Genomic DNA, 240 nt, shown 5'->3' with positions numbered 1-240 from the left:
CGTTTTTTCTGGCCTGAATCTCAAACAGGTCGGTGAACAACACCGGGAAACGGGCTTCCAGATAATTCCACTGGCGCTGGCGAATCGCATCCATAATGGCCCGGTGATGCCAGCCCCAGTCCAGGGAGAGCGCGACCATGTGTTGTCGTTTGACCGGTGCCAGACTGGCGCGGGCAGCAAGCCACTCCCGTTCGGCATCCTTGTTCCGTTCCAACGCCAGCCACTCTTTGGCCCGCTGAA

General features: G+C 59.2%; 1 protein-coding gene. It reads right to left on the bottom strand.

Annotated features, from left to right (window positions below; all coding sequences use genetic code 11):
• The coding region (locus tag Q4563_RS22225; RefSeq protein ID WP_303606087.1) for a hypothetical protein at positions 1-240 on the bottom strand (240 nt) is incomplete at both ends.

It is taken from the genome of Gilvimarinus sp. 1_MG-2023, from assembly GCF_030548285.1.
This window is presented reverse-complemented; position numbering and strand designations above follow the sequence as displayed.